Below are 26,447 nucleotides of genomic sequence, written 5' to 3'. Positions count from 1 at the left end.
CAAAAAAATCTGGGGATAACAGCGATCGGAAGGTTATTCTGTCATCGGAGTGGCCAGTGTAAATATTCTTTAATTCAATTTATATATTAAGATTTATGTAACACGTTGAAGGAGCGCTCACTTATGAATACAAAAACAACCGAACTCCAATCTGAAATTAAGGCCCATTGGGAGAAGCAGATTTTACCCTTCTGGTCCAACCTTAAAGATGCAACCCACGGTGGATTCTACGGCTGGGTTGGCAATGATCTTCAGGTGAATCCACAGGCCCCCAAAGGCGGGATCGCCACGGCACGACAACTCTGGTCTTTTGCAGCGGCGTATCGGGTTACCGGAAACGAAAGATGGCGCGATCACGCGGAGCACGCCTATCGTTTTCTCGCAGACCATGTGATGGATACCGAATATGGCGGTATGTACTGGATGGTAGATTACACAGGGGAAGCGCTGGACACGAGCAAACATGTGTATACGCAATCATTCGGTGTGTATTCACTCAGTGAGTACTATCGTGCAACCGGGGATGCTTCTGCATTGGAACTTGCGAAAACGCTTTTTGCTCTAATCGAGGACAAAGGTCTGGATGCCGAACTACCTGCGTATAAGGAACAATTTGATCGCACATGGAAGGAACAGCCCAATGAACTGCTGAGCGAAAATGGGGTTATTGCGGACTACACAATGAATACGCATATCCATGTGCTGGAGGCCTACACCACGCTCTATAGAGTGTGGCCGGATCAACAAGTGAAGGCGGCGCTGGAACGCCTGCTCGGAATTTTGTATGAACGCGTGTATGACCAAGACACCAAGTTTCTCGGGGTATTTTTCAACAAACAGTGGGAATCCATCATCGATCTGCGCTCGTTCGGACATGACATTGAAGCCAGCTGGCTGATTGACGAAGCACTGAAAGTTCTGGGGATGGAACAACATCCGGAGTATGCAGCGATGGTAACGGATATCGCCTATAACATCTCCAATGTAGCCGTGAATGCCGATGGTTCCCTGTTAAATGAACAAGAAGGTGAACATATCGATGAGAAGCGAATCTGGTGGGTTCAAGCTGAGGCGATGGTCGGTTTCTATAACGCGTATCAGCGTACAGGCGATCCCTTGTTTCTGGAGAGAGTGGAACGCTTGTGGACCTATACAAAAGAAAACATCATTGATCAGCGCGCTGGTGGGGAATGGTACTGGTCGGTTGATGGGAACGGTACACCGGATCAGAGCGAGATTGCTGGACCGTGGAAATGCCCGTATCACAATAGCAGATTCTGTATTGAACTAATCGAGAGGATGGGATCAGAATGATACACCCGAAATACAAGGAGTTACTGGAGAAACAGGAGCAGCTACTTAGTCGCCCCAATGAGATCAATTCTTCCTTCTACAATGGCGTATATGATCGGTATCAATATCCGGTAATCACTCGCCATCATGTACCGCTGCATTGGAGATTCGATCTGGATGAGACGACGAACCCGCATTTTATGGAGCGTCTGGGCATTAATGCGACGTTGAATCCGGGAGCCATCTATTTCAATGGCAAATACGTCATGGTTATTCGTACGGAAGGATTAGATCGCAAATCAATCTTTGCGCTCGCCGAGAGTGACAATGGCATCGATGGATTCCGTTTCACGGGTAAACCATTGGTCTGGGATGATATCGATGCGGATGAAACCAATCAGTATGATATGCGCCTTGTTCAACATGAAGATGGCTGGATCTATGGCATCTATTGCTCGGAACGCAAAGACCCGGAGGCTCCTGCATTTGATACGTCCAGCGCAGTTGCACAGGCAGGACTGGTTCGGACACGGGATCTTACAAGCTGGGAACGGTTGCCCAACATCACGACCAATTCCCCTCAACAGCGCAATGTCGTATTGCACCCGGAATTCGTGGATGGAAAGTATGCCTTCTACACCCGTCCACAGGACGGATTCATCTCGACAGGCAGCGGCGGCGGAATCGCCTTTGGTCTGTGTGAGGATATCTTGAACCCTGTCATTCATGAAGAGACCATTATCGACGAACGGCAATATCATACGGTATATGAGGTCAAAAACGGTCAAGGCCCTGCTCCACTCAAGACGGATCGTGGCTGGATTCACATTGCTCACGGAGTTCGGAACACCGCAGCAGGCCTGCGTTATGTGTTATACACCTTCGCTACGGATCTGAATGATCCGGCGCGTATTATTGCCAAGCCGGGCGGCCACTTCATTGCCCCTTATGACGACGAGCGTGTAGGCGATGTATCCAATGTTATTTTCTGCAATGGTGCTGTGGTCAATGAGAAGGAAGAAGTCTTTATCTATTACGCTTCCAGTGATACCCGCTGTCATGTGGCAACAACGACTCTGGAGAAACTGGTCGATTATACGTTCAATACACCGGCTGATCCGTATCGTTCCCTGGACTGTGCCAGCCAGCGGGGTCAGCTGATAGAACAGAATGAGAAGCTTTTACAGAAACAATTGACATAACATCGCTATAACAACCTTTCAAGCAAGCCTAAAATATGCTGAAAATAGCGAAACAACAGTCAGAATGGCTTTATTCCAAGTTGGTAACGATGTATACTGATATGGATTGTTATTATGTGCGGAGAAAGCACTCATCATAATGACAGCACATTGTGCCTATACCGGCTTGAAGGAGGCGACCATACTGAAGAACAATATCACCATGCGGGATATCGCCGACAGGCTCGGGGTCAGCAGTGTGACCGTCTCGAAAGCATTGAATGATAAAGATGGCGTGAGTGGCGAATTAAAGGAAAAAATTAAAGTGCTTGCTGTTGAAATGGGCTATCGGTATAATGCTGCTGCCCGTTCCATGAAGGAAGGCTTAACCCATAATATTGGCGTAATTATCCCGGAGCGTTTTACCGGGCCTACGCAGTCGTTCTATGTACGCGTGTTCCAACGCATTACGAAACATCTGGAGGAACAGGGCTACTACGGCATTCTACACATTCTGAATGTGGAGGATGAGGAGGAATTAACACTGCCCAAGCTGTACAGCGACAACAAGGTCGATGGTTTCATCGTGCTCGGACAGATCAGCAAAGAGTATATTGAACTGGTGCGATCGATGGAGGTTCCCAAAATGTTTCTCGACTTCTACGATGAACATTCGGACATCGATTCCGTCGTTACCGATAACTTCTACGCTGCCTATGAGCTGACGAACTATCTGGTTCAGCAGGGCCACCGTAACATTGCTTATGTGGGGAACCTGTATTCCACGAGCAGCATCCAGGACCGATTCCTCGGGTATTACAAATCCTTGCTGGAACATCGGTTGCCGATGAATCCAGAGCTGGTTCTGAATGATCGGGATGAACGAGGTACGTTTATTGAGATTGATCTGCCGGAACAGCTGCCAACCGCCTTTGTATGCAACTGTGATCAGGTCGCTCATCTGCTCGTCCAAAAACTGACTTCCATGGATATTCAGGTGCCTGGCCAATGCTCTGTTGTTGGTTTTGATAATGATATCTATGCGATGCTCTCCGATCCCAAGCTGACAACCGTTGAAGTAGATGTAGAGCAGATGGCCCGCACGGCAGTTCAGTCCATGCTAAAAAAGGTCGACAACCCGAACCGTAGTTTCGGCCGTGTACACGTGAAAGGCAACATCATCTATCGTGACTCGGTGAGTGCTGTGTCTGAATCATCAGATACTATGGGTTCTGAATTAAAGAATTAAATAAACGAACACAGATGACTGGCCTTTATCTTACTGGCCAGTCTTTTCTGATGCATCGGAGCTTAACGACGGCGACGATCTGTTGAATCCTTCAAAAATGTAGTCGTTCTCCAAATCGAGAGGATGAGGATCAGCTCATACACATTGGTTAAAGCTCCACTTTCCACTGGCAGGGAGATCAACTGCCCTACAAACAATAATGCAGTCCCAACAAACAGCCATACCCATTTATGTTTGAAAAGAACGATCAGGCTAACAAACAAGAGTACAATCCCCACGATGATCACCATCATCGGCGGACCTCCATGACCTTCTGCCATATATCTCAGTACTCCATACTCTTCTATAACCTTGAGATTTTTAACCTCGGATAAAGTAAAACCTACAATCTGGTAGATAACCAAACCTAAAGTTATCAGCCATGCTACCACACTCGTTATACTTCTATTTGCAAACTTGGCGCCTGAGCTGCGCAAGATATGGTAGCCAACAAGAATAAGGGTAGGGGTAGCAAAGGCATGCAGCCAAAATCGAAGGCTACTGAGAAACATTAACACTTCCCCCTCCCCTATCAAATTACCTACAGCAATAATTCCATTATCATATGCCAAGCTGAACGCTACAAATAGCTGAAAACTGGAATACGCGAGCCATTGCTTCCTCTGGGTTAAATCGACGGCCATCCAAACAACAAGTATCAAATAAACAAGAGTAAGTGCGGAGTATATCCATACATCCAAGCTGCTTCACCATCCTTATTGGTCAATTCTAATAAATTATATTTACCGGTAAGTAAAATTACAAGGCGTACTTGTATAAATGGTTAATTTGTCATAAATTACTCACAAAGGTAATGAAGATAAATAAAGATTTACAACGATCACCGGGGAGACCAAAACATGCTGTAGATGATCCACCCTTACAAGGAGTCACTTTTCAAGCGGCCCGCCAAACTGTATATGGAGCTAAATTATATAAAAAGAGCACCCCCGGCTATCGTAGCTGCAGGAGCACTCTTTTCCTTATTTGAAGAACGTAAAAGCAACAGGTTACTCTGATATCAATAACTTGTCTTCAACCAATTATCCTTGGACCAGGTCAGTTTACCCGAACCCGCGCCATTGGAAGCCGTGAGGCGTGCATTCAACGTGGATGGATCATCCGTGGTGTAGCTGTAAGGAAGTGTCGAGAAACCGTTCCAGGAGAACGATTTTACCACGGCCGGAATTGGCGCCAGTGGACTGCCAGACGTATCACTGCTGCCCCGGAATGAGCTTCCATCCAAAGAGTACATGGTATCGGTCACTCTGATTTTGCCGGTATAGGTTGGATCTGCCGGATCGGTCTGATTGTTACGAACAGGATATAGCACGTCCTTAATGACTGATTTCTCAACCAAGACGGCCCCGCTCTCCGTAGAGATTGCCCCATTGCCAATGATATCGAACTTATAACCTTTGGACGCAATCGCTGTTGCCATCGCCGTTGTAATTTTGGCTTTAGCGGCACGTGCCCCAGTCGAATCCATCACGATGTTGTATGCATGTGCATTGCCTCCACGCAGGCGTGGCATCCGATCCTGAATATCTTTGTACAGATTATGGTGCAGGGTCATGGACAGGTTGGCGTTAGCTGATTCCAGGCTGGTCGAACCGACCAGATGTCCTTTCTTTTGGGGTCCTGAGATGGCGATAATATCGGCTTTGCTGAGACCTACAGCACTGCTGCGCAGGTAGTTGTACATGGGATAGGAAGCCTTATTTGCTTCCAATTCGTTAATCTGCTGGGTAACCCAGCTGTTCGAGCTGCCGTCATCCCCTTTGAAGAGGGACCAGGAGATGGTCACGCCACTGGTTCCTTTTTTCGAATCGACGAGTCCGTCATAGGCTTTATTAAATGTGCAGTGATCAATCCATACGTTGCTGTTCTCCTCCAGGGTGATGTAATCCCAATCGTTCTTGTCGTAATCACCTTTGGTGGATTCATCCCATTCCCATAACTCATCAAATTCCAGGTTGCGGATGATGACATTTGAGCTTCGTTTCACGCTGATCGCAGCGTGTTTGATCTTGGAACCGTTGGCGGAGAAAATGGTGAGTCCATTAAAACCATCAATCGTGAGCTTGCTAACACCGGTCTGTTTTAATACGGGATGCGTCAGCGCATCATTATGCTTGGCAAAAGGAGAAGTCTGCGCTGCGCTCGGAATTTCATTCCATCCCAGATTCAGATCGTTCATGATCTCAACAACTTTGACACCGGAGTTCTTTTTCAACGCCAATGCCAGATCGGTCGCATTATACACTTTCTTATACGTGGCTGTGTTTGATTCGCTAATGATGCCGCCGCCCGCGTTCCCTTGGGAGAAGCCTGTTAGATTGTAGTCTGCGTTACCCGCTGCCTGCACACTTGCCGGGCCGGACAATAAAGTTAACCCCAACGTTAGAGCCAAGGCTGTGCTGCATAAACTTCGAAATTTAGATTTCATCGATTCCATTCCTCCCAATATATGATGATGATATTCGTCCATCGCTGCCATGCCAAGTTACGAAGGACATGTTCTCAATGTAAATGTTGAAAGCGATTACAACAATAATCCGTATCTCACATGTGGTTAGGAAAGGCTGGTATGGCAAGGGTTTGTACTGTAAGCAACCTTGAATCGTACGGAGTTAACTTGGGGAGTAAGGTTTCAGGGATATATCGTGGCAGCAAGAAGATATCGGTTAAATGAAACCAAAAAAGCAGGACTGCATCTGCCGCAGACCTGCTCGATTTTACTTTTTGATGGAACGTGTCCAGAAGCCACCATGGAACTGTTTGGGCTCCACAGTAATGACAAATGCTTTCGGGTCCAGACTGAGAATCGTCTGATAGAGCAGTTTCTGGTTTTTTCGTTTCGCCAGAATCTCCATCACGAGCCGATCTCCATCACGTCCACTACCCACCCACGCAGTAACACCGTACCCTTTATCCCGCAGGGCATTCGCGACGCTTCCATCCAGCTGATTACAGATTACTTTAACGGTGATATAACCGAGCGCAATCTTTTCTTCAATCCACGCTCCGAGCAGCACACCCAATCCGTAACCTACCGCATATACAATCAGGGCCTCCGGTTGTTTCAGATAGTTTAACACCAGATTCAGACCGAGCACATAGATCACAATCTCACCCATGCTGATCAGTGCGGCGATATATTTCTGTCCTTTGAGTGTCAGAATCATCCGGAGTGTATAAGCCGATACATATACAATCTGGATCAAAAAGATAAATACCAATATTTTAAACAATCGTAATCCCTCTTTCCTGGCCTTCACAACGAAATTGGCCCTCTGCTGCATATCCTCGACGATTTCGTTTCATCTATGCTTCCTGTATGTTCGCTCTATCTCCATCATTGGACGTTATGCCCTCATTCTAAACGGTTGGATGTAAATCCGTAGGCATTTTCTGCTCTCTGGCATGCCGGAACTGCCATTATAGAACCGTTTGTACCGATTATCAACCCGGCGGAGGTCCCAGGGTCGAAAACGGGGGTCTTTGAATATGCTGTATCATCATAAAGCCAAGCACGCTGGCACAGGATATCAGGTCAGAACCAGGATGGATGGGTCAAAACAAAAAGGGGGTGCCGTCATGCAGCTATGGCAGGAGATGGAGCAGGAAGGCATGGAGGAACTCATTTTTTGCCATGATGCAGATAGTGGATTGCGGGCGGTCATTGCCATTCATAACACGGTCCTTGGACCTGCGCTCGGCGGATGCCGCTACTGGACGTATGCGTCCGAGGAAGAAGCTGTTCGGGATGCTGTGAAACTTGCCAGAGGCATGACGTACAAAAATGCAATCTCCGGACTGCCGTATGGTGGCGGGAAAGTGGTCATATGGAATGTGCCTATTGCGAAAAATGCAAAACCGGATGAGGATGGTTGCGGATCTCATAGTGGTGAGCAGGGCGCTGGAGATCTAGGGGTAGAGCAGCAAAAGGGCGCTGCCGCTGAACGGGAAGTCGTCGCCGATCAGGTTGCGGATCGTATAGATAAAAGCCTAGATACGGACGTATCCAAGCGGGCGCAGCGCTTTCGTGCACTGGGTCGTTGTCTGGAGCGGCTAAATGGACGGTACGTGACCGGTCTTGATCTGGGGACCACGTCGTCAGACATGGACGAGATCCGATTGGAGACCGCACATGTGACGGACACCACCGGTTCGCTTGGGGCGCAGGATGACTTCACTGCCGAGATGACCGCCTACGGTGTACACATCGGCATTGTGACCTCGCTGCGCCAGCAAGGCATTGCATCTTTGCAGGGCATTCCCGTTGCTGTCCAGGGACTGGGCAAGGTCGGGTATGCCCTGTGCCGTTACCTGCATGTAGCCGGGGCACGGCTCATTGTGGCAGACGTTGTACCGGAGCGTGTACAACGTGCCCTTGTGCAGTTCAGCGGCGCCATCCCGGCCGATCCGGCCCATATCCACGCCGCTGACTGCAAGGTCTTCGCCCCCTGTGCCTTAGGGGGCGTACTGACCCCGGCAACGGTGGAGGAGCTGCGCTGCTCCATCGTTGCCGGGGCGGCCAACAACCAGCTGAGTGAACGACAGCTGGTTGCAGGCCGCATGCAGGCGCGCAGTATCCTGTACGCGCCTGATTATGTGCTCAACGCAGGCGGGATCATCTCCACCGCCTACGAGCTGGAAGGCGCGGGGCCTGACCTGATCCGCCAAAAGGTGGCGGGGATTGCAGGCACGCTGAGCAAGGTATACGCAGAAGCTACGCAATCTGCGATCTCCACAGCGGATGCAGCCGATCGGCTGGCGGAATCCATCCTTCGATCAGGCTATAAGAAATAGGGCACCCCACTCTGCCCAAAGATACAGATCAAGAACCGTTCCAATAGCAGACCCCTAGCCGTAAACAAGTCCAGAACCATCCGTTAGATTACTCACTTCTACCACAATTCACGCGGGTGATTGCGTACTCATGTGTCCCCACATACCTGAACCTAATATTTGCTTGCTGGGCGCGACGTTACTGCTAGTCCTTATTACTAAATTGGATACAGCTTCTATATACAAACACCCTGCCACCTAAGTATATTCACACCGCCAACACATCGGCCGTCTCCCTATTGATTCAAAGTTATAGTATTACCTGGAACTCATTATGGGCTTCACTCGATTTAGATATTTCGACGTACCGAAAGAGAGCCTCCACTGCTTCACTCCATTTTAACGAACCTGATACACGTTATAAGCCCCTTTTAGCATGGATCTAATATTTAACGAATCTCAGACACGTTATTGTGCCTAGTTTGGTCCTTTTTCAAGCTAAATAACTACTTTTCCGAAGAATAGCGTTCCTGAGGTTCGTTAGAATTTATATTTCAGAATTTTACCCTGAATAGGTTGTCTCAGGTTCGTTAGCGCTGCGGACGAGGGTTCTATGGGGTAGTATCACCTATCAAAAAGAGCTAACCCCGACATCCGTGTCCAGGTTAGCTCTTTTACCCTCTCTTATTGTTTAGTCCTCTTACTCTCTTTCTCTACTACTCTATTCTCAAACTGCAACCGGCATCTTCTTCGCTGTCTTCTTCTCTCGATACAGCAGCGTCCATAGTAACACATTCGCTACGATCAGTAGCGCACCGTAGATCCAGATGCCCCCCGATACCGAACGGAAAAAGACATGGACTCCCCATAACATGGCAAGCACAGGAAGGGCGGCAAATACATACCAACCATCACTTTGCTGCGCCATACTGAAGGATTGGGAGAACGGTGGCTTACGCAGCAACAACTTGCCTGCCAGTGGGACAAGGGCGGTCGCCGTCAACAAAATTATCGCAATATCCGGCAGTATCCGTGATCCAAATGCCCAGGTGAACAGAATGGCATTTGCCAGAAATATAGGCAGGAACATGTTGCACAAGAACGCCTTCAGAGCGCCTTTGTATAACGCGCTATCGTTCGCCATCGGTGCAGCGCGAAAGGTCCAGAACGCCTTATATTGTCCCGAAAATTTCAACATGACCACAACCGTTACAACCAGCATCAGCACAATGTAAAAGGTGTATACAAACGAACTTTGCCTAAACTCCGCCCAGGTAGAAGATTGTAATTCGGTAAACCAAAATACATAAGGTAAAACAAATGATAAACCAAGCGATGGATACACCTTCAGCTTGAATTCCCGTTCGTTGCGCATCATGCTGGCTGACAGACGGAAGCAAGCTTGCTCCTCTCTGGAACGACTGACCACCTTGGAGATCAAACGATCCCATCTTCCGCGTCTGCGTCCGGAGGACTGACCCGAATGTGCCATTTTTTCCAAATACAACTCAAAGGAAGGCATAAGCTTCACATATATGATCAGACTTACCACCGGAACCAAGACTGCCAATGCTGTGAAGGTATATATCCACACATTCCCGCCCCCTGCGAATAACCATTCATAGGCAGCCGCATACCATAACGGAGGCAGCAGCAACTGCCACCAAGCCGGGGTAAATACCATACCAAAGTCAATAATACTGAACGAACGAATCACCAGCTGATAACCAATCGCAATCCCCACGGAAAGCAAAATCTGTACCATATTGATCATATCCTTCAGCTTCTCGCCATCCAGAAACTTCATCATGAACAGATAGATCAGAGACGTTGTCACCAGAATCAGCATATTGATCAGAATCAGTTCTACAAGGAAAATCAGAAAGAATCCGATCCCATGCGTCACTAACGCGGCAATTAGCGGTATACCGGTTAATGAACCCGTCAGCAATAGCAGATAAACGCCTGCATGGATGGCTCGGGCCATACCTACCGTTCGCCCATTAACAGGCTTAGTCATAATAATATTACGATCCCGAATGTCCAGCAGTACGGAGGAAAAATCCGAGATCATGGACGTCATGATCATAAACATTAAGATACCAAACACAAGACCCATCTGAAGCATGAAATGCCCCGTATCCCAGACGATGAAGGGGAGCATCATCAGTCCCATTAATCCATACAACCACAGGGAACGAAGAAACTGATTCCCTTCCTTGCGCTCTTTTTTCCCTGAATTGTTGGACAAAATGGTAGGTACTCTGCGTTGATCCATCTGGAATTTCACCCGCAAAATCAGGCGCAGCACATCATAATCCGCCCCTGTTCTGGCGATGATCGGACGAAAGCGATCCAGAATCTTGAGTGTGCGGAAGTCGGAGGATTCCTCCATATCAGTACACCTCCTGCACAATCGATACAAAACGCTCCGCAATGGCTTTATGCTCATTGAAGCCCGTCAATTGATTGAATACTTCCTCCAACGTCCCTTCCATGGACTGCTGTTGGAGCTGCTTGAACGTACCGTCTGCCACCACGCGTCCTTCAGCGATCAGTACAATTCGACTGCTGATCTTCTCCACCACATCCATGATGTGTGACGAATAGAAGATCGTTGTGCCTTTGGCTGACAATTGTGACAAAATCTCTTTGACCACCATCACACTGTTGGCATCCAATCCGCTGAGTGGTTCATCCAGGAACAACAGATCCGGGTCATGCAGCAGCGCAGAGATTAACAGCACTTTCTGACGCATACCTTTGGAAAAGGATGCAATGCGGGAATGATATGATTTTTCCAGTCCAAAACAATCCATCAATAGCTTGGCTTTGTAATCTGCATCTTCATAGGACATGCCGTATAACTCCCCCGTAAAAGTCAGATACTCCGCAGGCGTTAATTGTTCGTACAATTCCGCGACCTCCGGAACATAACCGATTCTGCGCTTATACTCTACATCCCCATCCGCAATATCTTTACCAAAGATTCGCACCGTGCCTACATATCCTTCAACCAGCCCGAGTAAAATCTTAACCGTTGTACTTTTGCCAGCCCCATTCGGACCAATATATCCAATCATCTCACCGCGATTCACTTCCAGATCGATGCCGTTCAGCACATAACGTCCGTTGTATCTCATACGTAAGCTTTCAATGGATAGCACTTGTTGTTCACTCACTTCGTTATCCAGCTCCTGTCTCTATCTTTTTCTACAATTCTACTAGTTTACCACAGATTGGGATGGTAATGATCGGAAATAGGTCACGATATGAGCCATCAACTGGATATCCCTTTCGAGTAAGAGCATCACGTAACAAGCTCTAATACATCACAAAGCCCCTGTCCCACCTTATGGTAAGAGACAGGGGCTTCCACTTTATGTTGAACCTTATTTTATAATATTTAAAACGTCTTACTGCACCTTAACAATCTGAAAATGCTGATTCGTACCCCCATTATCCGTCCACTGGATGGCCGCAGCACCATCTGCCAAAGATTGACCGGAGATGTCCAAGACCTTGCCTGTACTGCGGTTCTTCAGTTTATAATAACCACCACCTACATGGACGAGCTGCCATTGCTGACTGGCCCAGCCGCCATCATTCCACTGTTCAATGACAGCCCCATCGGTCGTGGCACCATTTTCCACACCGATTAGCTTACCACTGGAACGGTTGATGATTTTGACATAGCCGCCACCCGCATCGGTAATCTGCCACTGTTGACTTGTTGTTCCCCCATCTGCTCGCTGCTCCAGATCCGCACCGTTGGCGGAAGAACCCCCGATGACATTAAGCAACTTGTTACTTTTACGACTAATCAGCTGATATGAAGCATTCGGGTCCCATACATCCGGTGTATTCACTCCGGTCACGATCCCTGTTGCTGTATCAATCGTAATACTGCTGGCCCAGTTCATCGCCAGACTGGTTGCGCTTGGGAATGAAAGTGGCAGCCAGACATACTTGGAATCCTGCACAGGTCCGCTCCACGCTCCAGCCCAGCGATCACCCATGTAGAGATAGGAGGTTGTTTGTGAACCCTCTACCGGAACAACATAGGTGGATTGGGAACCATACGTTGTACTGTCTCCAAAGTTACTGAGACCGCTCCATGTGCCTGTAATGCTGGAGGCTGTCGCATATTTCGCCTGATTCGGATTCCAGCCAGTGGCACCCGAGGTGATCAGGAAGTAGACGCCGTCTTTTTTGAATAGGGCAGGTGCTTCACGATATTGTCCGGGCCACAGTGTTGTGACAAGGGATTCCACACCGAGGAAATCCGGGGTCAGCTTATATATATTCAGATCTGCATTCACTCGGGTCGCGGAGATCAGATAAGCGGTTCCGTTATCGTTATACACCGTCATGTCTCTGGAATCATTCCCAAGTGGACGATAGCTGCCCACATACGTGTAGTTGCCATCAACCGTATTCGAAGTAGCTACGGCCACTCGGGCCTCGCCATAATCCAGACCATTCTCCTTGTGCATCCACAGCACATATTTGCCAGTCGAACTGTTATAGATGACCTTCGGGCGTTCAATGTTGGAGATATTTAACTCGGCTGCCGAGCTGCTGGTGAGCACATCATTGCGATACTCCCAGTTCTTCAGATCCGATGAACGATACACCGATACCGCCTTGAACGTTCCATTCGTATTACGATTCTCCCCAAACCAGTAATAATACCCATTTGCCTTGATCATCCCGCCCCCATGAGCATGAACGACATTGCCATTGGTATCCTTGAACTGTATCCCGTTCGTTACACTGAGCGGAGCAGCTGAAGCATTCGGTCCGGGTGCGAGCAGCATACCTATTGATTGCAGCGCCAAAACCAACACAAGCAAATAACTTAAGCGGTGGGTAAAGCGACGTGAATGTGTATTCTTTTTCAACCATCCATCGTTCATAGCCATATCGTAATGCACCTCCATATTTTTTGTGAAGCGCTTACATAAAATAAAATCGATATGTCTCATCTGCCTCCGATCGATGATGCATTTTAGCAATAGAATTCTTGGCAAGATTGGCTGGGCATTCACCTCCTTGATTCCGATTGTATCCGCCACGTTCCTGCTCGGATAGTGAACAATCCGGCGGAAGATGTACAATTTCATACTCCATTCTCTTCATCAACAGCAAAAAGACGCTTCCCCCGAAGCGTCCTCTGCTATACCTGCCCTGCCCCTCCATGATGTAACGATCTCTAGCTGTGTGCGGCTGTTGATAGGCAGGTTTTTATATGATGTTTTATCGGCGTACTCTCGCCCTTATTGCTTAGTCTTGGTCGTCAAAATCCTGGTCGAACGATAACACTTTACCTGTGTTGGCATCGATATCTACATCTGCTTCACCTTGAGCGGTTCTCAGTTCGATCTCATACACATAGCGACCATCATCATGATCCAGCTCGACTTTGGTTACTTTACCACCCGTAACTTGTTTCAGCGCAATGTTTGAAGCTTGGGATGCCGTCAATTTGACCTGCTTGGAAGCAGAGTTGTTAGATGTGTTGCCTGTCACATTATCTTTATAATCGTCGTCATCATCGTAGTCTTCATCATTCACGACCGCAAGAATTTTGCCTGTATAAGCATCCAGACGAACGACAACATCATTGGTTCCTTTTCTGTCGATCTCAACTTCATAGAACGTTTGGCCGTTTCTACGCTCCAGATCCACGTCATCCACTTTACCATCGGCTGCTTTTAACGCCAACGCTTTTGCTTGTGATGCATTCAGCATTTTACCTGTGCTGTTCTGATTCTGTGTTGCAGATTGTGTTGTTGACGTTGGTGTAGTTTGCACCGATTGTCCGTTCACATTCCCGCTAGCCGCTACGGCTGATCCACCAAGTAATACTGCTGCTGACAAGCTACCAATCCATAGTTTATGTTTGTTCATCATCATCATTCATCTCCTCGTTGTTGTTTTCGTTCTCGTCTACATTTATAGAATAACCTGCAGGAATGAGAGATCAGCGAGAGTTAGATTAGAATTTGATGAGAAAATGAAGAGAATGCTCATTTAATGAGTGTTCATTATGTATGTAATCTAAAAGAAATGAAAAAGATGACCCCTAAACTAGGAATCATCTCTCTAAAGCAGTTTAACACTATAACTATATTTAATGGGTTCTTTGCAAAAGGTTAATCATCGTCCTCATCCCAAGTCACCGAACGAATTGCTCCTGAGATGGCATTCACCTGCACAATAGCCTCTCGGCCATCCTCCAGATCAATTTCAACCAGATAATATGGATTCCCACTGTTGGTTCCACGCAGTTCGATGTCGTCCACTTCTCCCGGGACCTCCGCAAGTGCCTTCTGCTTGGCTTGTTTCTCGCTCAGAAACTGAGGTTTGGGATCATCCTTGGTTGGTTCAGTTGTCGGGGCTGCTATTGTTTTGGAAGCTATCGTCTCTCCCGTGTATGGATCAATCGTGAGTTCTTCACGACTGTTATCCTTCGCCTTCACGACCGCGGTGTATACCGGACTGCCTTGCTGCTCCACAAGTTCAAGCGAGACCAATTGGTTATCTGTTTGTTGTTTTAACAACGCCGTCTTGATCTGCTCGCGGCTCCATAACGTCTTCTCTTCCGCTTGTGGGTTCGACTCCAGCCGTTTGATGGAATTCACGGTAGCCGTGACGGCATCCACCTGCACGTCATACAGTCCGGTCTCCGAACGGAGCTGCATGATATACGTGCCGTCCTTCAACGTGGAATTCACAATCTCACCTGGATATTGATCCAGCACGGATTGGGCCGCCGCATCCGCCGTAAGTACCGCACCAGTCGATTGCCACGGCTTCCACCACACAACAGCCGCCACAATCAGCACAACGAGAAGCCCTGAACCCCACCAAAGTGATCTTCGCGATTTGGCCCATCCGCTGTTCCCTTGTTCATGCCGTTTCATCTCCGGTGGTCGCTGCTCATGCTCTGTCATCACGTTTCCCCCTATGCACTCTCTTATCATCCCCAGTTGATCTGATGCTTATCAGTATATAAGAGAAGAATGAGAATTTCATGAGAGCGGCCCGTTCTGAACCGATAAAGGCAAAATAATCGAAGCCTCGGTGCCTTCACCCTCGGTGCTGGTCAGTTCGATCCGTGCTCCAACTGCTCCTGCAAGCTCTTTGGCAAGTGACAATCCCAGACCTGAACCGCTTGCGCCTAAACTGCGTGTTCTGGCCGGATCAACCCGGTAGAATCGGTCAAATACCTTCTCCAGCTCGTCCTCCCGCATACCAATCCCGGTATCCACGATCCGAATACGGCACTCTTGCCCCTTGGCTTCCAGCCTGACTTCAATTGCATCTTCACTATACTTCCGGGCATTATCCAGCAAAATAAATAACAGTTGCTTCAGCTTGCTCTCATCGCTGATCGCCCAGATTGAACCTGGATCTTCACACCGGACTTCGCGGTGATAGGCTTCGCGAAACGCACGTGTGGAGTCTGTAGCCAGTCTCGTGATATCCACACGCTCCAACTGTACATTCCACTGCTCTGGCTGCTTCGCGAGCAGTAGCAGTTGCTCGGTCATCTCTCGCATGCGAACCGATTCGGACAGAATCGCTTCCACCGCTTCATCAAATACCTCGGGCCGCTCTTTCCCTCGCCGCTGTAGCAGACTGGCATAGCTTTCAATAATGGTCAGCGGTGTTTTGAGCTCATGTGATGCATCGGATACAAACCGTTCTTGTCGTTCAAAGTTGGATTCGAGTAGATCCATCATCCGGTTAAACGTCTGTCCCATCGTTTTCAGTTCATCCTTCGACCCTTCCTCCAGTGGAAGACGCTTGAATTGGCCGCTGGACTGAATGTCACTCATCGTGCGTGTCATCTGCTGAATCGGTCTGGTCATCCGATTCGCCAGAATCCGGCTGGAGATAATGGCTGGAATCAGAGCAATAATCGTGACCGCCACAAGCACAGTCCGAAGTACAGACAGACGATTCTCCGTCTCTGCAATGCTCTCAGTGACCTGTACATTCACCACCTCGCCATCAGGCCAGATGACCGGGACTGATACCCACACATAACCAATCTGTTCTACTTGGGTATACTCGGATTTCTTCTCACTTTCGTACTTATAAGGTAGCTTGCTCAGCTGCTCGGAAGCTGCTGTTGTTGTCACCGGGGAACTGGTGCCGTCTTCATTAACGATCCGAAGCATGCCGTTCACAGGCGCGTAGGCCCGCAACAAGTCATCCGGCGGAATGGAGCCGGCAGACTGACGCACTCCTTTGACAATAGATTCCGCTTCCGCTTCCACCCGATTAACCTCGTTATCAATCGACATCCGTTCAAACACGATGTAGACCGACAAGTTCACCGCGATTAACAGCACAGCAAATAATACAGACGAATACCCGTAGATTTTACTGCGCAGGCTCATAACTGTTCCTTCAGGACGTATCCTACGCCCCGTACGGTATGTATTAAGGGTGGTGTGAATCCGTTATCCACCTTTTTGCGCACATAACGGATGTACACATCCACCACATTGGTATCTCCATAATAATCGTATCCCCACACGGCCTGCACAATCTGGTCACGACTGAGCACCTGACGTTGATTCTGCAGCAGATACACGAGCAGGTCGAACTCACGTGGAGTAAGCTCAATGGCCACACCATCTCGGGATACCTCTCGCGTTCCTTCATTTAGTTTCAACCCGGCAGCCGTCAACCAGCCCGCCTCAGCTTCATCCTGATGCCCAGAAGAGTCATTCCCCGTATCAGCAGGTGTAGACGAAGAAGCGGAAGAAGCAACCGACGCCACTGCACTAAGCCGCAATGCAGCTCGAACTCGGGCAAGCAGCTCTTCAATCTGGAACGGCTTGGTGATGTAATCATTGGCTCCGAGATCCAGGCCAGATACTTTGTCTTCTACCGAATCTTTGGCAGTGAGCATAATGATCGGTACTGTAGCGTCTTTGGCCCGAACTCGACGCAACACCTCAATGCCACTCAGACCAGGCAACATCACATCAAGCAGAATCAGATCCCACTGTCCTTCTGCATACTTCTCCAGTCCTTCTGTTCCACTACCAGCCTTGCCTACCTGATAGCCCTCATACTGTAGTTCCAGTTCCAGCAGACGTGCTATTTTGGGCTCATCCTCTATGACCAGCACGGCTTCGTTCATGCAGCGCTCCCCCTCATCCCCATCATTTCATTCTCCCGTTATCTTACAATAACATCTACAATTTGCCCAAGGCATCTTCAACCGGATGCTCCCCGGCAATCAGATCAAAGGCCATTCGGTACGTCTTCTCTTCCTGCAAAGAAGCCACGATTACGCGGGCTACATCTTCACGCGGGATGCTTCCCGGCTCCAGATCGGTTCCAACTGCAATCTTGCCTGTGCCCGGTTCATTCTTCAGACCACCCGGGCGAATAATTGTGTAATTCAGATCACTTGCAAACAACACACGATCCGCATAATGTTTCGCCACGTAATAAGGCTTGATGGACTCCGACCATTTCTCCCGTTGATCTGCGCCATACGCACTGACCAGAATATATCTGGAGATTCCTTGCTGCTCTGCGGCTTCCATCGTTTTCACCGCACCGTCGAGATCAATCAGCAGTGTTTTGTCCTGACCGGTAGATCCGCCAGAACCCGCCGTAAACACAATGGCATTATGATCCTTCATTGCCTCAGCCAAGTCCTCCACACTACCCTCCAGATCACCGATCACCACATCTGCACCAAGTTCCTTCAGTGCATCCGCCTGCTCCGGTTTGCGGATCATAGCCGTTACTTTATGTTTGCCTTCCTGTGCCAGCTGCTCCACCACAAACTTACCGATTTGCCCATTCGCTCCTATAACTAAAACGTTCATACGTCATTTCTCCTCTCAGTTGAACGGATGGCTTGTTGTTGCTCCCCGTTCCTTTTATTTAAAGATGCTCATCCTATAATTTAAACGAAAGCCGGCGCTTCTAAGCGCCGGCTTCATGTCCATGCCCGTTCAGTACCTCTATGAAATGTGACGTCTTCCGTTGTCCCATTAATATGCCATATACCCTAGGTGGTTTATACGCCACCTCACATCGACCACTTCTGTCGCACCTTTTTTCCATCTGATTATCTGTTATTCTTTGTAATGGTGACAACCAAAAAGGACGCCCAAAAGGGCGCCCTTGAATGGCATGAAGATTAGTAAGCCAGTGCGAACAAACCGTGAATATGAGCCAGGTAACGGATGTTACTTGCTTCTTTCATCATGGTTGCAGGCAGACCTTTCAGACGAGTCTGGTTGCCACCGATCATGCCGACAGCATCTTTACGACCCAGACTTCCCAGCGTACCGGAGAATACTGGTGTGAAGGATTCCATTGCGCCACCTTTGAACATAACGCCCAAGTTGTGACCAATAGTCTCACCCATTTGCCAAGCCAATTGTGCTGTTGGAGGGTAAGGGCGAGCGCCTTCGCTAGGGAAGACCACTGCGCTGTCACCAGCAACAAACACGTCTTTGTGAGAAGTAGATTGCAGAACTTCCGTAACTTTCGCACGGCCACGATCCACTTCAATTCCGCTGTTAGCAACAACAGCGTTGCCTTGTACGCCACCTGTCCATACGAGTGTGTTCGTAGGGATGGAGCTGCCGTCTTTCAGCAGAACTTCGTTTTCTTTCATCTCGGTAATCGCTACGCCAACGATGAAGTTAACGCCACGTTTCTCAAGACTTGATTTAGCACGCTCAACCAGCTCCGGCGGGAATCCTGCCAGGATGGAAGGACCTGCTTCAACTGTGTACAGGGATACTTCTTTGAAGTCGATGCCTTTTTCTTGACATACTGCAGGAAGCAGGTCAGCGAATTCGCCAACAAGCTCAATACCTGTCAAGCCGCCGCCACCAATAACAAACGTAGCGTCTGCTTTGTTGCCGGACTGTTTGTAAGCATCAAGACGTGCTTCAACGTGTGCACGAATACGGTTTGCATCGCTAACCGATTTGAGCGTGAAGCTGTACTCTTGCAATCCTGGAATTCCGAAGAATGCCGTTTCGCTGCCCAAGGCAACGACAAGTGCATCGTAAGAGTATGTGGAGCCGCTGGTCATCAGAACTTTCTTCTCGTCCGGCTTGATTGTATCCACCGTATCGATTTTCAAGTTCACGTTTTTGCCACGCAGCAATTTTTCGAGTGGAAGAGCAACCGCTTGTTCAGCAATGCTTCCCGCTGCAAGACGGTGCAGTTCCGTGATAATTTGGTGTGTAGGGTAACGGTTCACGACAGTAATTGTCGCTTCTTCCGGAGACAAGTATTGACGTGCAGTCAATGCAGTCAACAGACCGCCGTATCCTCCACCCAAGATCAAAATTTGCTTCGACATATCCATCCTCCGTTCTTCTAAGTCTTAACGTTTCGGTTGTTGACGCTCGTTCAGGATGCTCAAGAAAGATTGAGCAAAACGAAGCGATTGTTGTACGTTTGGATCTTTAAGCATTTTCAGCATAGCGAACAAGCCAACTGAAGTTTGCTCTGTTTGCGCACGGTCATTGGCTTCGATAGCAGCAGAAGCTACACCTTTAGCTTTGTCTACAACAGGCTTAGCGAACTCGCCCATTGCGCTCATTGTGTCGCTGATCAGAACTTTGTCTGTTGCTACACTTTGTGCAAAGTCATAAGCTTTCGTCATAGCAGTAACCATTTCAGCCAATTTAGGCAGGTTCTCCACCAGAACGGTTAAAGACTCCTGTACCTCAGGCTTCATCAGTTGATCCAGAACGTCCAAGGACTGGCGCTCGGAAACGTTGGCACCTTCTGTAACTGGCACCTCTTGTTGAGTAGGCGATTGTGACATAAGAGAAAGTCCTCCTTTACTTTGGGATAGAAGTCCGCGACTTTCATGATGCCTGTCAAGCAGAGCCGAACCAAAAAATACATCGAATACATCTAAATGTACCAAATTTCACACAATAGGATGAGCGTAGCTCAGGGCCACTCCCATATCATGCATTGTATCTTGGATCTATTGCGGACAACATGTGTTGACGCACAAAACGACAAGCAGGCCGAAACCGAACTCTATACCCTTATATTACACCTCTTACACATGAACATGAAAAAGAAATTTTTTACACTTGTGAAGATATTGTGAACATTGTAGCAAAATCGATTTTTTTGTCAAGCATTGCGGTCGGATTAAATCGATTATTCTCCTGTCCCAGATCGGTCATCCTACCACATGTGGTATGAAGACAAGATCCCATATGACCATATGTGCGATATGTACACAAGGAAGGATTTTTTCAACTAATGATTCAGGAATTGTTTTCCAAAACCATGAATTTCATGCAACGAAATTGGTCACTGTCGTTATTATGCAGCTAGGGGTGCAGCCTTATTCCTGAAATGACATCATTTCTTGTTCAAGTATGAACCTCTTGCGTCACGAATGCAAAACTTGGAACACACCCTATGCGTTTAGAATGCAGACATCCCGGTTAATAAGGACTACACCAGAAACGAAGGAGATGTTTGATATGAGTAATTCAACTAGCGATAAAATCAAAGCAGGCGTAAACAAGGCCAAAGGCGAAGTGAAGGATCAGATCGGTAATGCAACCAATAACAGATCCCTTCAGGCTGAGGGTAAAAAAGACAAAGCCAAAGGTGCTGTACAGGATAAAATTGCCGACGTTAAAAGAGATCACTAGATCCTTTTGATGCAAAAGTCAGAAAGCACGAAGATTTCGTGCAATAGATTGTTTTAAAATAGCCTGACCGTCCGTGTTCGAAAGCTATCCGAAAATGAGACGGAGGCGCAAAAAAGCCAAGGAAGGTGTTACTCAATACACCCTTCCCTGGCTTTTTTTGTGTATTTTATACGGCTGGAACTGCGTATCTTGCCATATCGATAATGAAACTGCGCGTTTCCCTTGTTGTATGGTATTCACGGCTGAACTGTCTGACCCATTCGGGGTGTTCCTGATACCAACGGAAGGTTTTTTCCAATCCTTTTTCCAATGTGGTTTGAGGTAACCATCCCAATTCCGCCCGTAATCTGCCTGAATGCACGACCAGACTGGACCCTCTGGACTGGGTTGGTTCTTGCTCCCGAATCTCTACAGCAGCTAAGGATCGATCCATTGGTTTCAATATCTCCCCGATCTCCTGCATGGTTGTTCCAAGTCCTGTCGATATATTGTAGACCTGTCCGTCTTTGCCTTTCAACATGATCTGTTCAATGGCCCGGAGGGCATCATCTACATACAAGAAATCACGCACTGCCGATCCCTGGATATCCAGAGGCAGTCCGTCCAACATCCGACCAAAATTTCGGGGAATAATACGGTCTGGTAATTGCCATGGACCATAGAGGTTGGTCAAACGAAAAAGTTTGACTGGAAGCTGGTAACATTGAGCGTAAGAGTGAGCAAGCATTTCACACGCGACTTTGGACGCGGAATAAGGAGAGACGGGCGCATATGGATCTGATTCGTGATAGACTCTGCCCCAATCGCCGCCATACACTTCAACGGACGAAGCCAGCAAGACTGGAATGTGATGTTCCGTAGCATATTGCAGGATAGCCTGTGTGCTGAGTGTATTATTGCGGAAAACTTCCCCTGGCTGATGATACGAATAATCCACGTGTGGCATGGCCGCCAGATGAATTATGTAATCTGTTCCTGGAGGTAGATGAATCCGGTCCGATGCAAGGTCACAACAGATGAACGGCATCTCGTGCAGAGGAGAGATATGAACAAGCCTCTGACAATAATCATCCCGATCCAGAAGGGTAATTCGATGCCCCTTTTGCGCCAAATACTGTGAAAGATTAAATCCCACAAATCCAGAAGCCCCTGTAATAACAATGTTCACACACGATTCCCCCTTGCGATTTATACAACGAGTGCATTGAAGAGAGTATATGTACTGAGTATAACCTTAAAATGATACATTTTGTATCACTTTACAATTGTTTTTTGTTCGTCTTTGAGTTTATAGGGTAATTTATAGTGAGGTGATGTGAGATGAATGAACGGAAAAAGGACATAGAGACGTTATTCCTTCAGGATGACGGTGTAATTCCCAATCATCCGACCCTGCCTGTGCTTTTGTATAAGAATGTATGGGCTGAAGAGGCTCTTCATGCAGAATCGTTGCTGAACCGTAATGGATGGGGAAATAGCTGGTTGAATGGTGTGTTCAATTATCATCATTATCATAGTAATGCTCATGAGGCTCTTGCTGTGGTGAGTGGATTCGTGAAACTGATTTTAGGCGGAGAAAATGGTCAGAAAGTTTACCTTCAAACAGGCGACGTTGTCGTGCTTCCCGCTGGAACAGGGCATACACGTCTGGAGTCCAGCACTGATTTTCGTATTGCCGGTGCCTATCCGGGCGGTATGAGTTACAACACATGCACAGGTGAAGAAGACGATCGTGCCAAGGTTATTCAGGAAATCCGAGAGGTTCCGATCCCGAATACCGATCCGGTCTATGGGCATCACGGACCGCTACTAGAAATCTGGAATGGGAAGAAATCTTAATACAATGATGATCATAAAGATGAATGTTATTGGACAATGCACAAGCGAAGCTGGTTCAGTAATCAAGGATGAAAAATAGACTGTTCCCCGGACAAGTAGGAGTTACTCATCGGGAACAGTCTATTTAAGTGTTAAATCTGAACAGCTGGTAACAGAGATACTTCGTGATCATATTCCTGTCTGTGCAAGGAACTGCTCAAATCTTCCGTCTTAGTTCAAACTTTGCGATCTCGTCGCTTACTTTCTATCTGTGCGCTTCATACCTTGTCACTTTCAGCGCTCGGCAAGCCGAACACTGTAATACCTCATTGCAAGTGGCTTCCCATCCATTTCAAGTTGGCCTTGCAGCACCAGTTGTCGCAGCCGGTATTCCACGAATGCAGCAGTAATATGCTGACTGCTCGTACCAATCACTTCGCCCACAATACGAGCTGCTCGTATATATTGTCCTGGCTCCCAGTTCGGTGTCAGTTCACTCACCTTCTGCATGATGTACTCATCCAACGCATCTTCAGGCAGACTCCGAATCACGTCATTCTCCATCATACGTAATAGCCCAGGCTGCGCCGAAAGCTCCAGCCAATCCTGCTCCAGTTGGCGGCGCTCTTGCTTGGACAACGGCTCTTGCTCAGAGCATACGTGCCACATCGCCAAAAGCTTTTCGGGAAGGATCTCGCCTGTGTGGAGCACATCGTATTGAGCGTCAGGTGTATTGAATAATTGCTGGTATAAGCCACTCGTTTCGATAAGATATATGGGGCTCTCACTGCTCCGCAATAGATGTATGGCATAGAGCAGTCCCGTCTTCTCATGTGCATTATTCGAATACCATATGATAATTGACGTTTTGGAATCAAAGGACTGTATTGTGGCGTTGAGCTCAAATAATGATTCCAGTTCATGCAAGGCATATGCCTCACGGTCATTGAGACACATTCGTTCGGTCAGCCAGAGATGCCTGCGTTGCAAAGCTGCACGATGGGTCAGATCACCTAACGGACCCACAGCATAATCATCATCCATGGAGAAAAAACTCCGTTTTTCCTGATCAGGTAATGTACTCATCCCCATTTTCAGACTACTTAGAGGTGAATCTCCAAACGTGATATGAATTTCATTTGGCTTGTCGACCTCGGCAAGAGCTTGTTGTTCCAGACGCCCCAGATCAAAAGGGGTACCCATATTCCGAAACAGTGACTGTACCGCTTCCGCAAAATCGACCTTTTCGCCTTGCTCTTCCTGCCGCTTGACCACGTGTGCTGATTTCATATAGAGCACACGCAGTACTGAACGAAGTTCATCTTCACTCATACGATTTATCGTTCGGCTGAATGCATAGATATTATCATTCATGCTGGGTCCTCCTTCGATCTAACGGGATTACTGACATCCTATATCTGCGTACTGATCATTTTTTATGAGGAAATCGATTTTCCAGAGGGTTGATTCAGATCATGTAGATCTTCTCCATCTGACGATGACCGGGTAAAGTGTCGCTCCAGTTTGCGGCTTGCCCACAGGGACACCGCGATGAACAGTAATACGCCTACCCAGCGTACAGGGTGCTCCAGAAATTGTTCCACATTGGAACCGATATACGTAACAGAGAAAATCATGATCGCTTTACCACAGCCCACCGCAAGCAGGAAGGATAACAATCGCATTCGCGCGATACCTGCCGCCACATTAATAATAACGAACGGACCTACCGGGAAGATACTCAGCAGAAAAACATAACTGAATGCATTCCTTCGAATCCATACCATGCTGCGTTGCACACGAGGTTTGCGTGCCCATCGCTCTACAAAGGCGGATTTCCCAATCTCCCGCACAATCAGGAACGTAACGGTACAACCGAGCACCATGCCGATCCATGAATATATAAACCCTGCCCACAGACCATATACCGCACCGTTCACGCCCACAATCAACAGCGTGGGAAGCGGCGGTACAAATGATTTCATAAACGTAAGCAAAATTCCCGGTAACGGGCCCAGGGAGCGAAACTTCTCCAGCCAGAAACGAATATTTTCTTCCGTAATATATGACATAATGTCTAATGCTGCCGGGGTCATCTGCATCCATCCAATCTATACAGTCTAAGTTCTTAGGCTTGATGTTCACTATACATTTCATCATTCATATGGATGATGAAGCTTCTTTAGTAACTCCCTCCCAGTATAACGTACATCTTCGATGAACACCGTTGTCAATTTGAAGAAATTATTGCACAGCAAACTCACTTCCCACCCAAATCAAAATTGAATCAAAAAAGCACACCTCGACCTCTTGTGGTCTTGGTGTGCTCTTCATATCGAAACCCCGATCCTTCTTTGGGGGTATTTATCCTTCTTCCAGCTGCGCTTCCTGCATTGCCAGTTCAATCAGTTCTGCCTGATGTGCAGCATTCCATTCGGGAATACCGGAACGCATGAACTCTTCGGCATCCATCGCTGCTTTGGACTGGTTGCACAGATTACAGGCGCAGACACAGTTGAGCGGGGTGGTATGTCCACCTTTGGCACGCGGCAGCAGATGGTCAATCGTATCTCCATATGATCCACAGAAGTAACAAGTGTAGTGATCCCGGGTTAAAATATACCGCTTGAAATCCTTGTTGCTGAACAATCGGCGAATCGTGTACCGATTGACCACCACAGCGGCTTTTTCCTTCACCAGCGTGACCGCAAGCTCCATGTCCACTTCCTGATGCCAGCGCCTACCCTTGTCTGTCTTGCCTCGCATCCGTACCATGCCTTGCCGGTTGGTCCGGAGCGAAGCCGGATCTTCCGGGTCGATAGCGACCGGGGCCGACGGCGTCTGGCGGCGGGGGCGGCCATCCGTGCCAGCACCGTGACTACGGCTGGCATGGGCGGGTCGCTGCCCGGATGCACCGCGGGCAGCGTCTTCGCCGCTCGCCTTGGGCGCACGCTCCTTGCGCGCCTGGCGCGGCTTGGCCCCTGGCGAGCCAGGCTGGCGCACGGGCGCAGGAGGCCCTGCCTCCGCAGCAGCCCCCGGCGCTTGCCCGGGCTCGCGCCCGGTGGCGGCAGGCTGTGCCTCCGCCGCCGTAGGTGCAGCGACCGTGGTAGCATCGCCACGGTCGCTCAGGGCCGGCGCATGGGCCTCAGCAGCTATGCTGCGGGCCTGCCCTGCGCCGGGCGCGAGCGCGGCAGCACGCTTGCGGCGCCGCTTGCGCTTGCGTTTGGCTGCGGTCGGTTGATCCGCAGCCATGGGCTCTGCTGCCGGGCCTTGCGGCTCAGCCGGCAGCAGAGCTTGGTGGGCCGCCGCAGTCTGCTCGGCGGCCTGCCCTGCAGCAGCTGCTCGCGCGCCAGCCCGCTGTGCAGTGCCCTTATCATTCGC

23 protein-coding genes and 1 pseudogene are annotated in these 26,447 nt (G+C 48.5%); 6 read left to right on the top strand and 18 right to left on the bottom strand.

The genetic code is table 11. The features are described from left to right. Window positions 1-123 precede the first annotated feature (123 nt). The 3 genes from MHI14_RS01460 to MHI14_RS01450 all read left to right on the top strand — a co-directional run bounded on the left by MHI14_RS01460 (window position 124) and on the right by MHI14_RS01450 (window position 3,723). On the top strand, window positions 124-1,314 hold the full coding sequence (locus MHI14_RS01460) for an AGE family epimerase/isomerase (protein WP_341129743.1): 1,191 nt from the start codon (window positions 124-126) through the stop codon (window positions 1,312-1,314). After that, window positions 1,311-2,495: a glycoside hydrolase family 130 protein gene (locus MHI14_RS01455; protein ID WP_133386249.1), complete on the top strand. Its 1,185-nt coding sequence runs from the start codon at window positions 1,311-1,313 to the stop codon at window positions 2,493-2,495. The genes MHI14_RS01460 and MHI14_RS01455 overlap by 4 nt, the downstream gene beginning before the upstream one ends. Window positions 2,496-2,634: 139 nt before the next feature. Continuing rightward, window positions 2,635-3,723, top strand: a complete 1,089-nt coding sequence (locus MHI14_RS01450; RefSeq protein ID WP_341129742.1) for a substrate-binding domain-containing protein — start codon at window positions 2,635-2,637, stop codon at window positions 3,721-3,723. Between the two features lie 62 nt (window positions 3,724-3,785). On the opposite strand, the gene MHI14_RS01445 is transcribed toward MHI14_RS01450, so the two are convergent. The 3 genes from MHI14_RS01445 to MHI14_RS01435 form a co-directional block, all read right to left on the bottom strand. Continuing rightward, entirely contained in the window at window positions 3,786-4,274 is a 489-nt protein-coding gene (locus MHI14_RS01445; protein ID WP_341129741.1) for a hypothetical protein, read from the bottom strand. A 509-nt stretch (window positions 4,275-4,783) separates the two neighbouring features. Then, window positions 4,784-6,211: a pectate lyase family protein gene (locus MHI14_RS01440; RefSeq protein ID WP_127551518.1), complete on the bottom strand. Its 1,428-nt coding sequence runs from the start codon at window positions 6,209-6,211 to the stop codon at window positions 4,784-4,786. A 289-nt stretch (window positions 6,212-6,500) separates the two neighbouring features. After that, the gene (locus MHI14_RS01435) at window positions 6,501-7,016 is read right to left on the bottom strand and encodes a DUF2179 domain-containing protein (RefSeq protein ID WP_036671622.1); all 516 of its coding nucleotides are present in this window, start codon (window positions 7,014-7,016) and stop codon (window positions 6,501-6,503) included. Window positions 7,017-7,362: 346 nt separating this feature from the next. Here MHI14_RS01435 and MHI14_RS01430 point away from each other — a divergent pair, with 346 nt between their 5' ends. Beyond that, the gene (locus MHI14_RS01430) at window positions 7,363-8,577 is read left to right on the top strand and encodes a Leu/Phe/Val dehydrogenase (protein ID WP_341129740.1); all 1,215 of its coding nucleotides are present in this window, start codon (window positions 7,363-7,365) and stop codon (window positions 8,575-8,577) included. A gap of 706 nt (window positions 8,578-9,283) precedes the next feature. On the opposite strand, the gene MHI14_RS01425 is transcribed toward MHI14_RS01430, so the two are convergent. The 11 genes from MHI14_RS01425 to MHI14_RS01375 form a co-directional block, all read right to left on the bottom strand. Next, window positions 9,284-10,951 (bottom strand): hypothetical protein, encoded by a 1,668-nt coding sequence (locus MHI14_RS01425; RefSeq protein WP_091035745.1) that lies wholly within the window; start codon window positions 10,949-10,951, stop codon window positions 9,284-9,286. A gap of 1 nt (window position 10,952) precedes the next feature. Continuing rightward, complete coding sequence (locus tag MHI14_RS01420; RefSeq protein ID WP_047840868.1) at window positions 10,953-11,738, bottom strand: ABC transporter ATP-binding protein; 786 nt, start codon at window positions 11,736-11,738, stop codon at window positions 10,953-10,955. Window positions 11,739-11,972: 234 nt separating this feature from the next. After that, complete coding sequence (locus MHI14_RS01415) at window positions 11,973-13,481, bottom strand: RICIN domain-containing protein (RefSeq protein ID WP_445670320.1); 1,509 nt, start codon at window positions 13,479-13,481, stop codon at window positions 11,973-11,975. A gap of 34 nt (window positions 13,482-13,515) precedes the next feature. Then, a complete protein-coding gene (locus MHI14_RS01410) occupies window positions 13,516-13,698 on the bottom strand; it encodes a hypothetical protein (protein ID WP_249913732.1) in 183 nt (60 codons plus the stop codon). A 144-nt stretch (window positions 13,699-13,842) separates the two neighbouring features. Continuing rightward, window positions 13,843-14,472, bottom strand: a complete 630-nt coding sequence (locus MHI14_RS01405) for a PepSY domain-containing protein (RefSeq protein WP_341129739.1) — start codon at window positions 14,470-14,472, stop codon at window positions 13,843-13,845. Window positions 14,473-14,714: 242 nt separating this feature from the next. Next, the gene (locus MHI14_RS01400; RefSeq protein WP_338589214.1) at window positions 14,715-15,515 is read right to left on the bottom strand and encodes a PepSY domain-containing protein; all 801 of its coding nucleotides are present in this window, start codon (window positions 15,513-15,515) and stop codon (window positions 14,715-14,717) included. A gap of 78 nt (window positions 15,516-15,593) precedes the next feature. Next, a complete protein-coding gene (locus tag MHI14_RS01395) occupies window positions 15,594-16,970 on the bottom strand; it encodes a sensor histidine kinase (RefSeq protein WP_127550369.1) in 1,377 nt (458 codons plus the stop codon). Continuing rightward, window positions 16,967-17,722 (bottom strand): response regulator transcription factor, encoded by a 756-nt coding sequence (locus tag MHI14_RS01390; protein ID WP_339311339.1) that lies wholly within the window; start codon window positions 17,720-17,722, stop codon window positions 16,967-16,969. The genes MHI14_RS01395 and MHI14_RS01390 overlap by 4 nt, the downstream gene beginning before the upstream one ends. Before the next feature lie 55 nt (window positions 17,723-17,777). Beyond that, a complete protein-coding gene (locus MHI14_RS01385) occupies window positions 17,778-18,422 on the bottom strand; it encodes an SDR family oxidoreductase (RefSeq protein WP_127550365.1) in 645 nt (214 codons plus the stop codon). A 317-nt stretch (window positions 18,423-18,739) separates the two neighbouring features. Continuing rightward, window positions 18,740-19,921: an NAD(P)/FAD-dependent oxidoreductase gene (locus MHI14_RS01380; RefSeq protein WP_036606574.1), complete on the bottom strand. Its 1,182-nt coding sequence runs from the start codon at window positions 19,919-19,921 to the stop codon at window positions 18,740-18,742. A gap of 24 nt (window positions 19,922-19,945) precedes the next feature. Continuing rightward, window positions 19,946-20,392, bottom strand: a complete 447-nt coding sequence (locus MHI14_RS01375; RefSeq protein ID WP_017691658.1) for a DUF1641 domain-containing protein — start codon at window positions 20,390-20,392, stop codon at window positions 19,946-19,948. A 682-nt stretch (window positions 20,393-21,074) separates the two neighbouring features. Here MHI14_RS01375 and MHI14_RS01370 point away from each other — a divergent pair. Next, the gene (locus MHI14_RS01370; RefSeq protein ID WP_017691655.1) at window positions 21,075-21,248 is read left to right on the top strand and encodes a CsbD family protein; all 174 of its coding nucleotides are present in this window, start codon (window positions 21,075-21,077) and stop codon (window positions 21,246-21,248) included. Window positions 21,249-21,414: 166 nt separating this feature from the next. Here the strand turns inward: MHI14_RS01370 and MHI14_RS01365 are convergent, their stop codons facing one another. Next, complete coding sequence (locus MHI14_RS01365) at window positions 21,415-22,416, bottom strand: NAD-dependent epimerase/dehydratase family protein (RefSeq protein WP_289390646.1); 1,002 nt, start codon at window positions 22,414-22,416, stop codon at window positions 21,415-21,417. Between the two features lie 152 nt (window positions 22,417-22,568). Between MHI14_RS01365 and MHI14_RS01360 the strand changes: the two genes are divergently transcribed. Then, window positions 22,569-23,087 carry a cupin domain-containing protein gene (locus MHI14_RS01360; RefSeq protein WP_341129738.1) on the top strand — a complete coding sequence of 173 codons (519 nt, stop codon included), beginning with the start codon at window positions 22,569-22,571 and terminating at the stop codon, window positions 23,085-23,087. A 273-nt stretch (window positions 23,088-23,360) separates the two neighbouring features. Here MHI14_RS01360 and MHI14_RS01355 read toward each other — a convergent pair whose 3' ends face one another. From MHI14_RS01355 to MHI14_RS01345, 3 genes and pseudogenes are all read right to left on the bottom strand, one after another. Then, window positions 23,361-24,440: a DUF1835 domain-containing protein gene (locus tag MHI14_RS01355; protein ID WP_341129737.1), complete on the bottom strand. Its 1,080-nt coding sequence runs from the start codon at window positions 24,438-24,440 to the stop codon at window positions 23,361-23,363. Between the two features lie 62 nt (window positions 24,441-24,502). Next, on the bottom strand, window positions 24,503-25,138 hold the full coding sequence (locus tag MHI14_RS01350) for a TVP38/TMEM64 family protein (RefSeq protein WP_240768203.1): 636 nt from the start codon (window positions 25,136-25,138) through the stop codon (window positions 24,503-24,505). A 292-nt stretch (window positions 25,139-25,430) separates the two neighbouring features. Then, window positions 25,431-25,874, bottom strand: a pseudogene (locus MHI14_RS01345) (HNH endonuclease); the annotation flags it as partial. Window positions 25,875-26,447 lie beyond the last annotated feature (573 nt).

This window comes from Paenibacillus sp. FSL K6-2393, assembly GCF_038002545.1.
GTDB lineage: Bacteria > Bacillota > Bacilli > Paenibacillales > Paenibacillaceae > Paenibacillus.
Note: the sequence above shows the minus strand (reverse complement) of the source record. Positions and strands in the feature narration are given on the sequence as shown.

What these genes read in the sequence shown, in the direction of transcription:
- MHI14_RS01460 (WP_341129743.1), top strand. Translation starts at nt 124, where the DNA reads ATGAATACAAAAACAACCGAACTCCAATCTGAAATTAAGGCCCATTGG.
- MHI14_RS01455 (WP_133386249.1), top strand. Translation starts at nt 1,311, where the DNA reads ATGATACACCCGAAATACAAGGAGTTACTGGAGAAACAGGAGCAGCTA.
- MHI14_RS01450 (WP_341129742.1), top strand. Translation starts at nt 2,635, where the DNA reads ATGACAGCACATTGTGCCTATACCGGCTTGAAGGAGGCGACCATACTG.
- MHI14_RS01445 (WP_341129741.1), bottom strand. Translation starts at nt 4,274, where the DNA reads ATGTTTCTCAGTAGCCTTCGATTTTGGCTGCATGCCTTTGCTACCCCT.
- MHI14_RS01440 (WP_127551518.1), bottom strand. Translation starts at nt 6,211, where the DNA reads ATGAAATCTAAATTTCGAAGTTTATGCAGCACAGCCTTGGCTCTAACG.
- MHI14_RS01430 (WP_341129740.1), top strand. Translation starts at nt 7,363, where the DNA reads ATGCAGCTATGGCAGGAGATGGAGCAGGAAGGCATGGAGGAACTCATT.
- MHI14_RS01425 (WP_091035745.1), bottom strand. Translation starts at nt 10,951, where the DNA reads ATGGAGGAATCCTCCGACTTCCGCACACTCAAGATTCTGGATCGCTTT.
- MHI14_RS01415 (WP_445670320.1), bottom strand. Translation starts at nt 13,481, where the DNA reads ATGGCTATGAACGATGGATGGTTGAAAAAGAATACACATTCACGTCGC.
- MHI14_RS01410 (WP_249913732.1), bottom strand. Translation starts at nt 13,698, where the DNA reads ATGAAGAGAATGGAGTATGAAATTGTACATCTTCCGCCGGATTGTTCA.
- MHI14_RS01405 (WP_341129739.1), bottom strand. Translation starts at nt 14,472, where the DNA reads ATGATGAACAAACATAAACTATGGATTGGTAGCTTGTCAGCAGCAGTA.
- MHI14_RS01400 (WP_338589214.1), bottom strand. Translation starts at nt 15,515, where the DNA reads ATGACAGAGCATGAGCAGCGACCACCGGAGATGAAACGGCATGAACAA.
- MHI14_RS01395 (WP_127550369.1), bottom strand. Translation starts at nt 16,970, where the DNA reads ATGAGCCTGCGCAGTAAAATCTACGGGTATTCGTCTGTATTATTTGCT.
- MHI14_RS01390 (WP_339311339.1), bottom strand. Translation starts at nt 17,722, where the DNA reads ATGAACGAAGCCGTGCTGGTCATAGAGGATGAGCCCAAAATAGCACGT.
- MHI14_RS01385 (WP_127550365.1), bottom strand. Translation starts at nt 18,422, where the DNA reads ATGAACGTTTTAGTTATAGGAGCGAATGGGCAAATCGGTAAGTTTGTG.
- MHI14_RS01380 (WP_036606574.1), bottom strand. Translation starts at nt 19,921, where the DNA reads ATGTCGAAGCAAATTTTGATCTTGGGTGGAGGATACGGCGGTCTGTTG.
- MHI14_RS01375 (WP_017691658.1), bottom strand. Translation starts at nt 20,392, where the DNA reads ATGTCACAATCGCCTACTCAACAAGAGGTGCCAGTTACAGAAGGTGCC.
- MHI14_RS01370 (WP_017691655.1), top strand. Translation starts at nt 21,075, where the DNA reads ATGAGTAATTCAACTAGCGATAAAATCAAAGCAGGCGTAAACAAGGCC.
- MHI14_RS01360 (WP_341129738.1), top strand. Translation starts at nt 22,569, where the DNA reads ATGAATGAACGGAAAAAGGACATAGAGACGTTATTCCTTCAGGATGAC.
- MHI14_RS01355 (WP_341129737.1), bottom strand. Translation starts at nt 24,440, where the DNA reads ATGAATGATAATATCTATGCATTCAGCCGAACGATAAATCGTATGAGT.
- MHI14_RS01350 (WP_240768203.1), bottom strand. Translation starts at nt 25,138, where the DNA reads ATGTCATATATTACGGAAGAAAATATTCGTTTCTGGCTGGAGAAGTTT.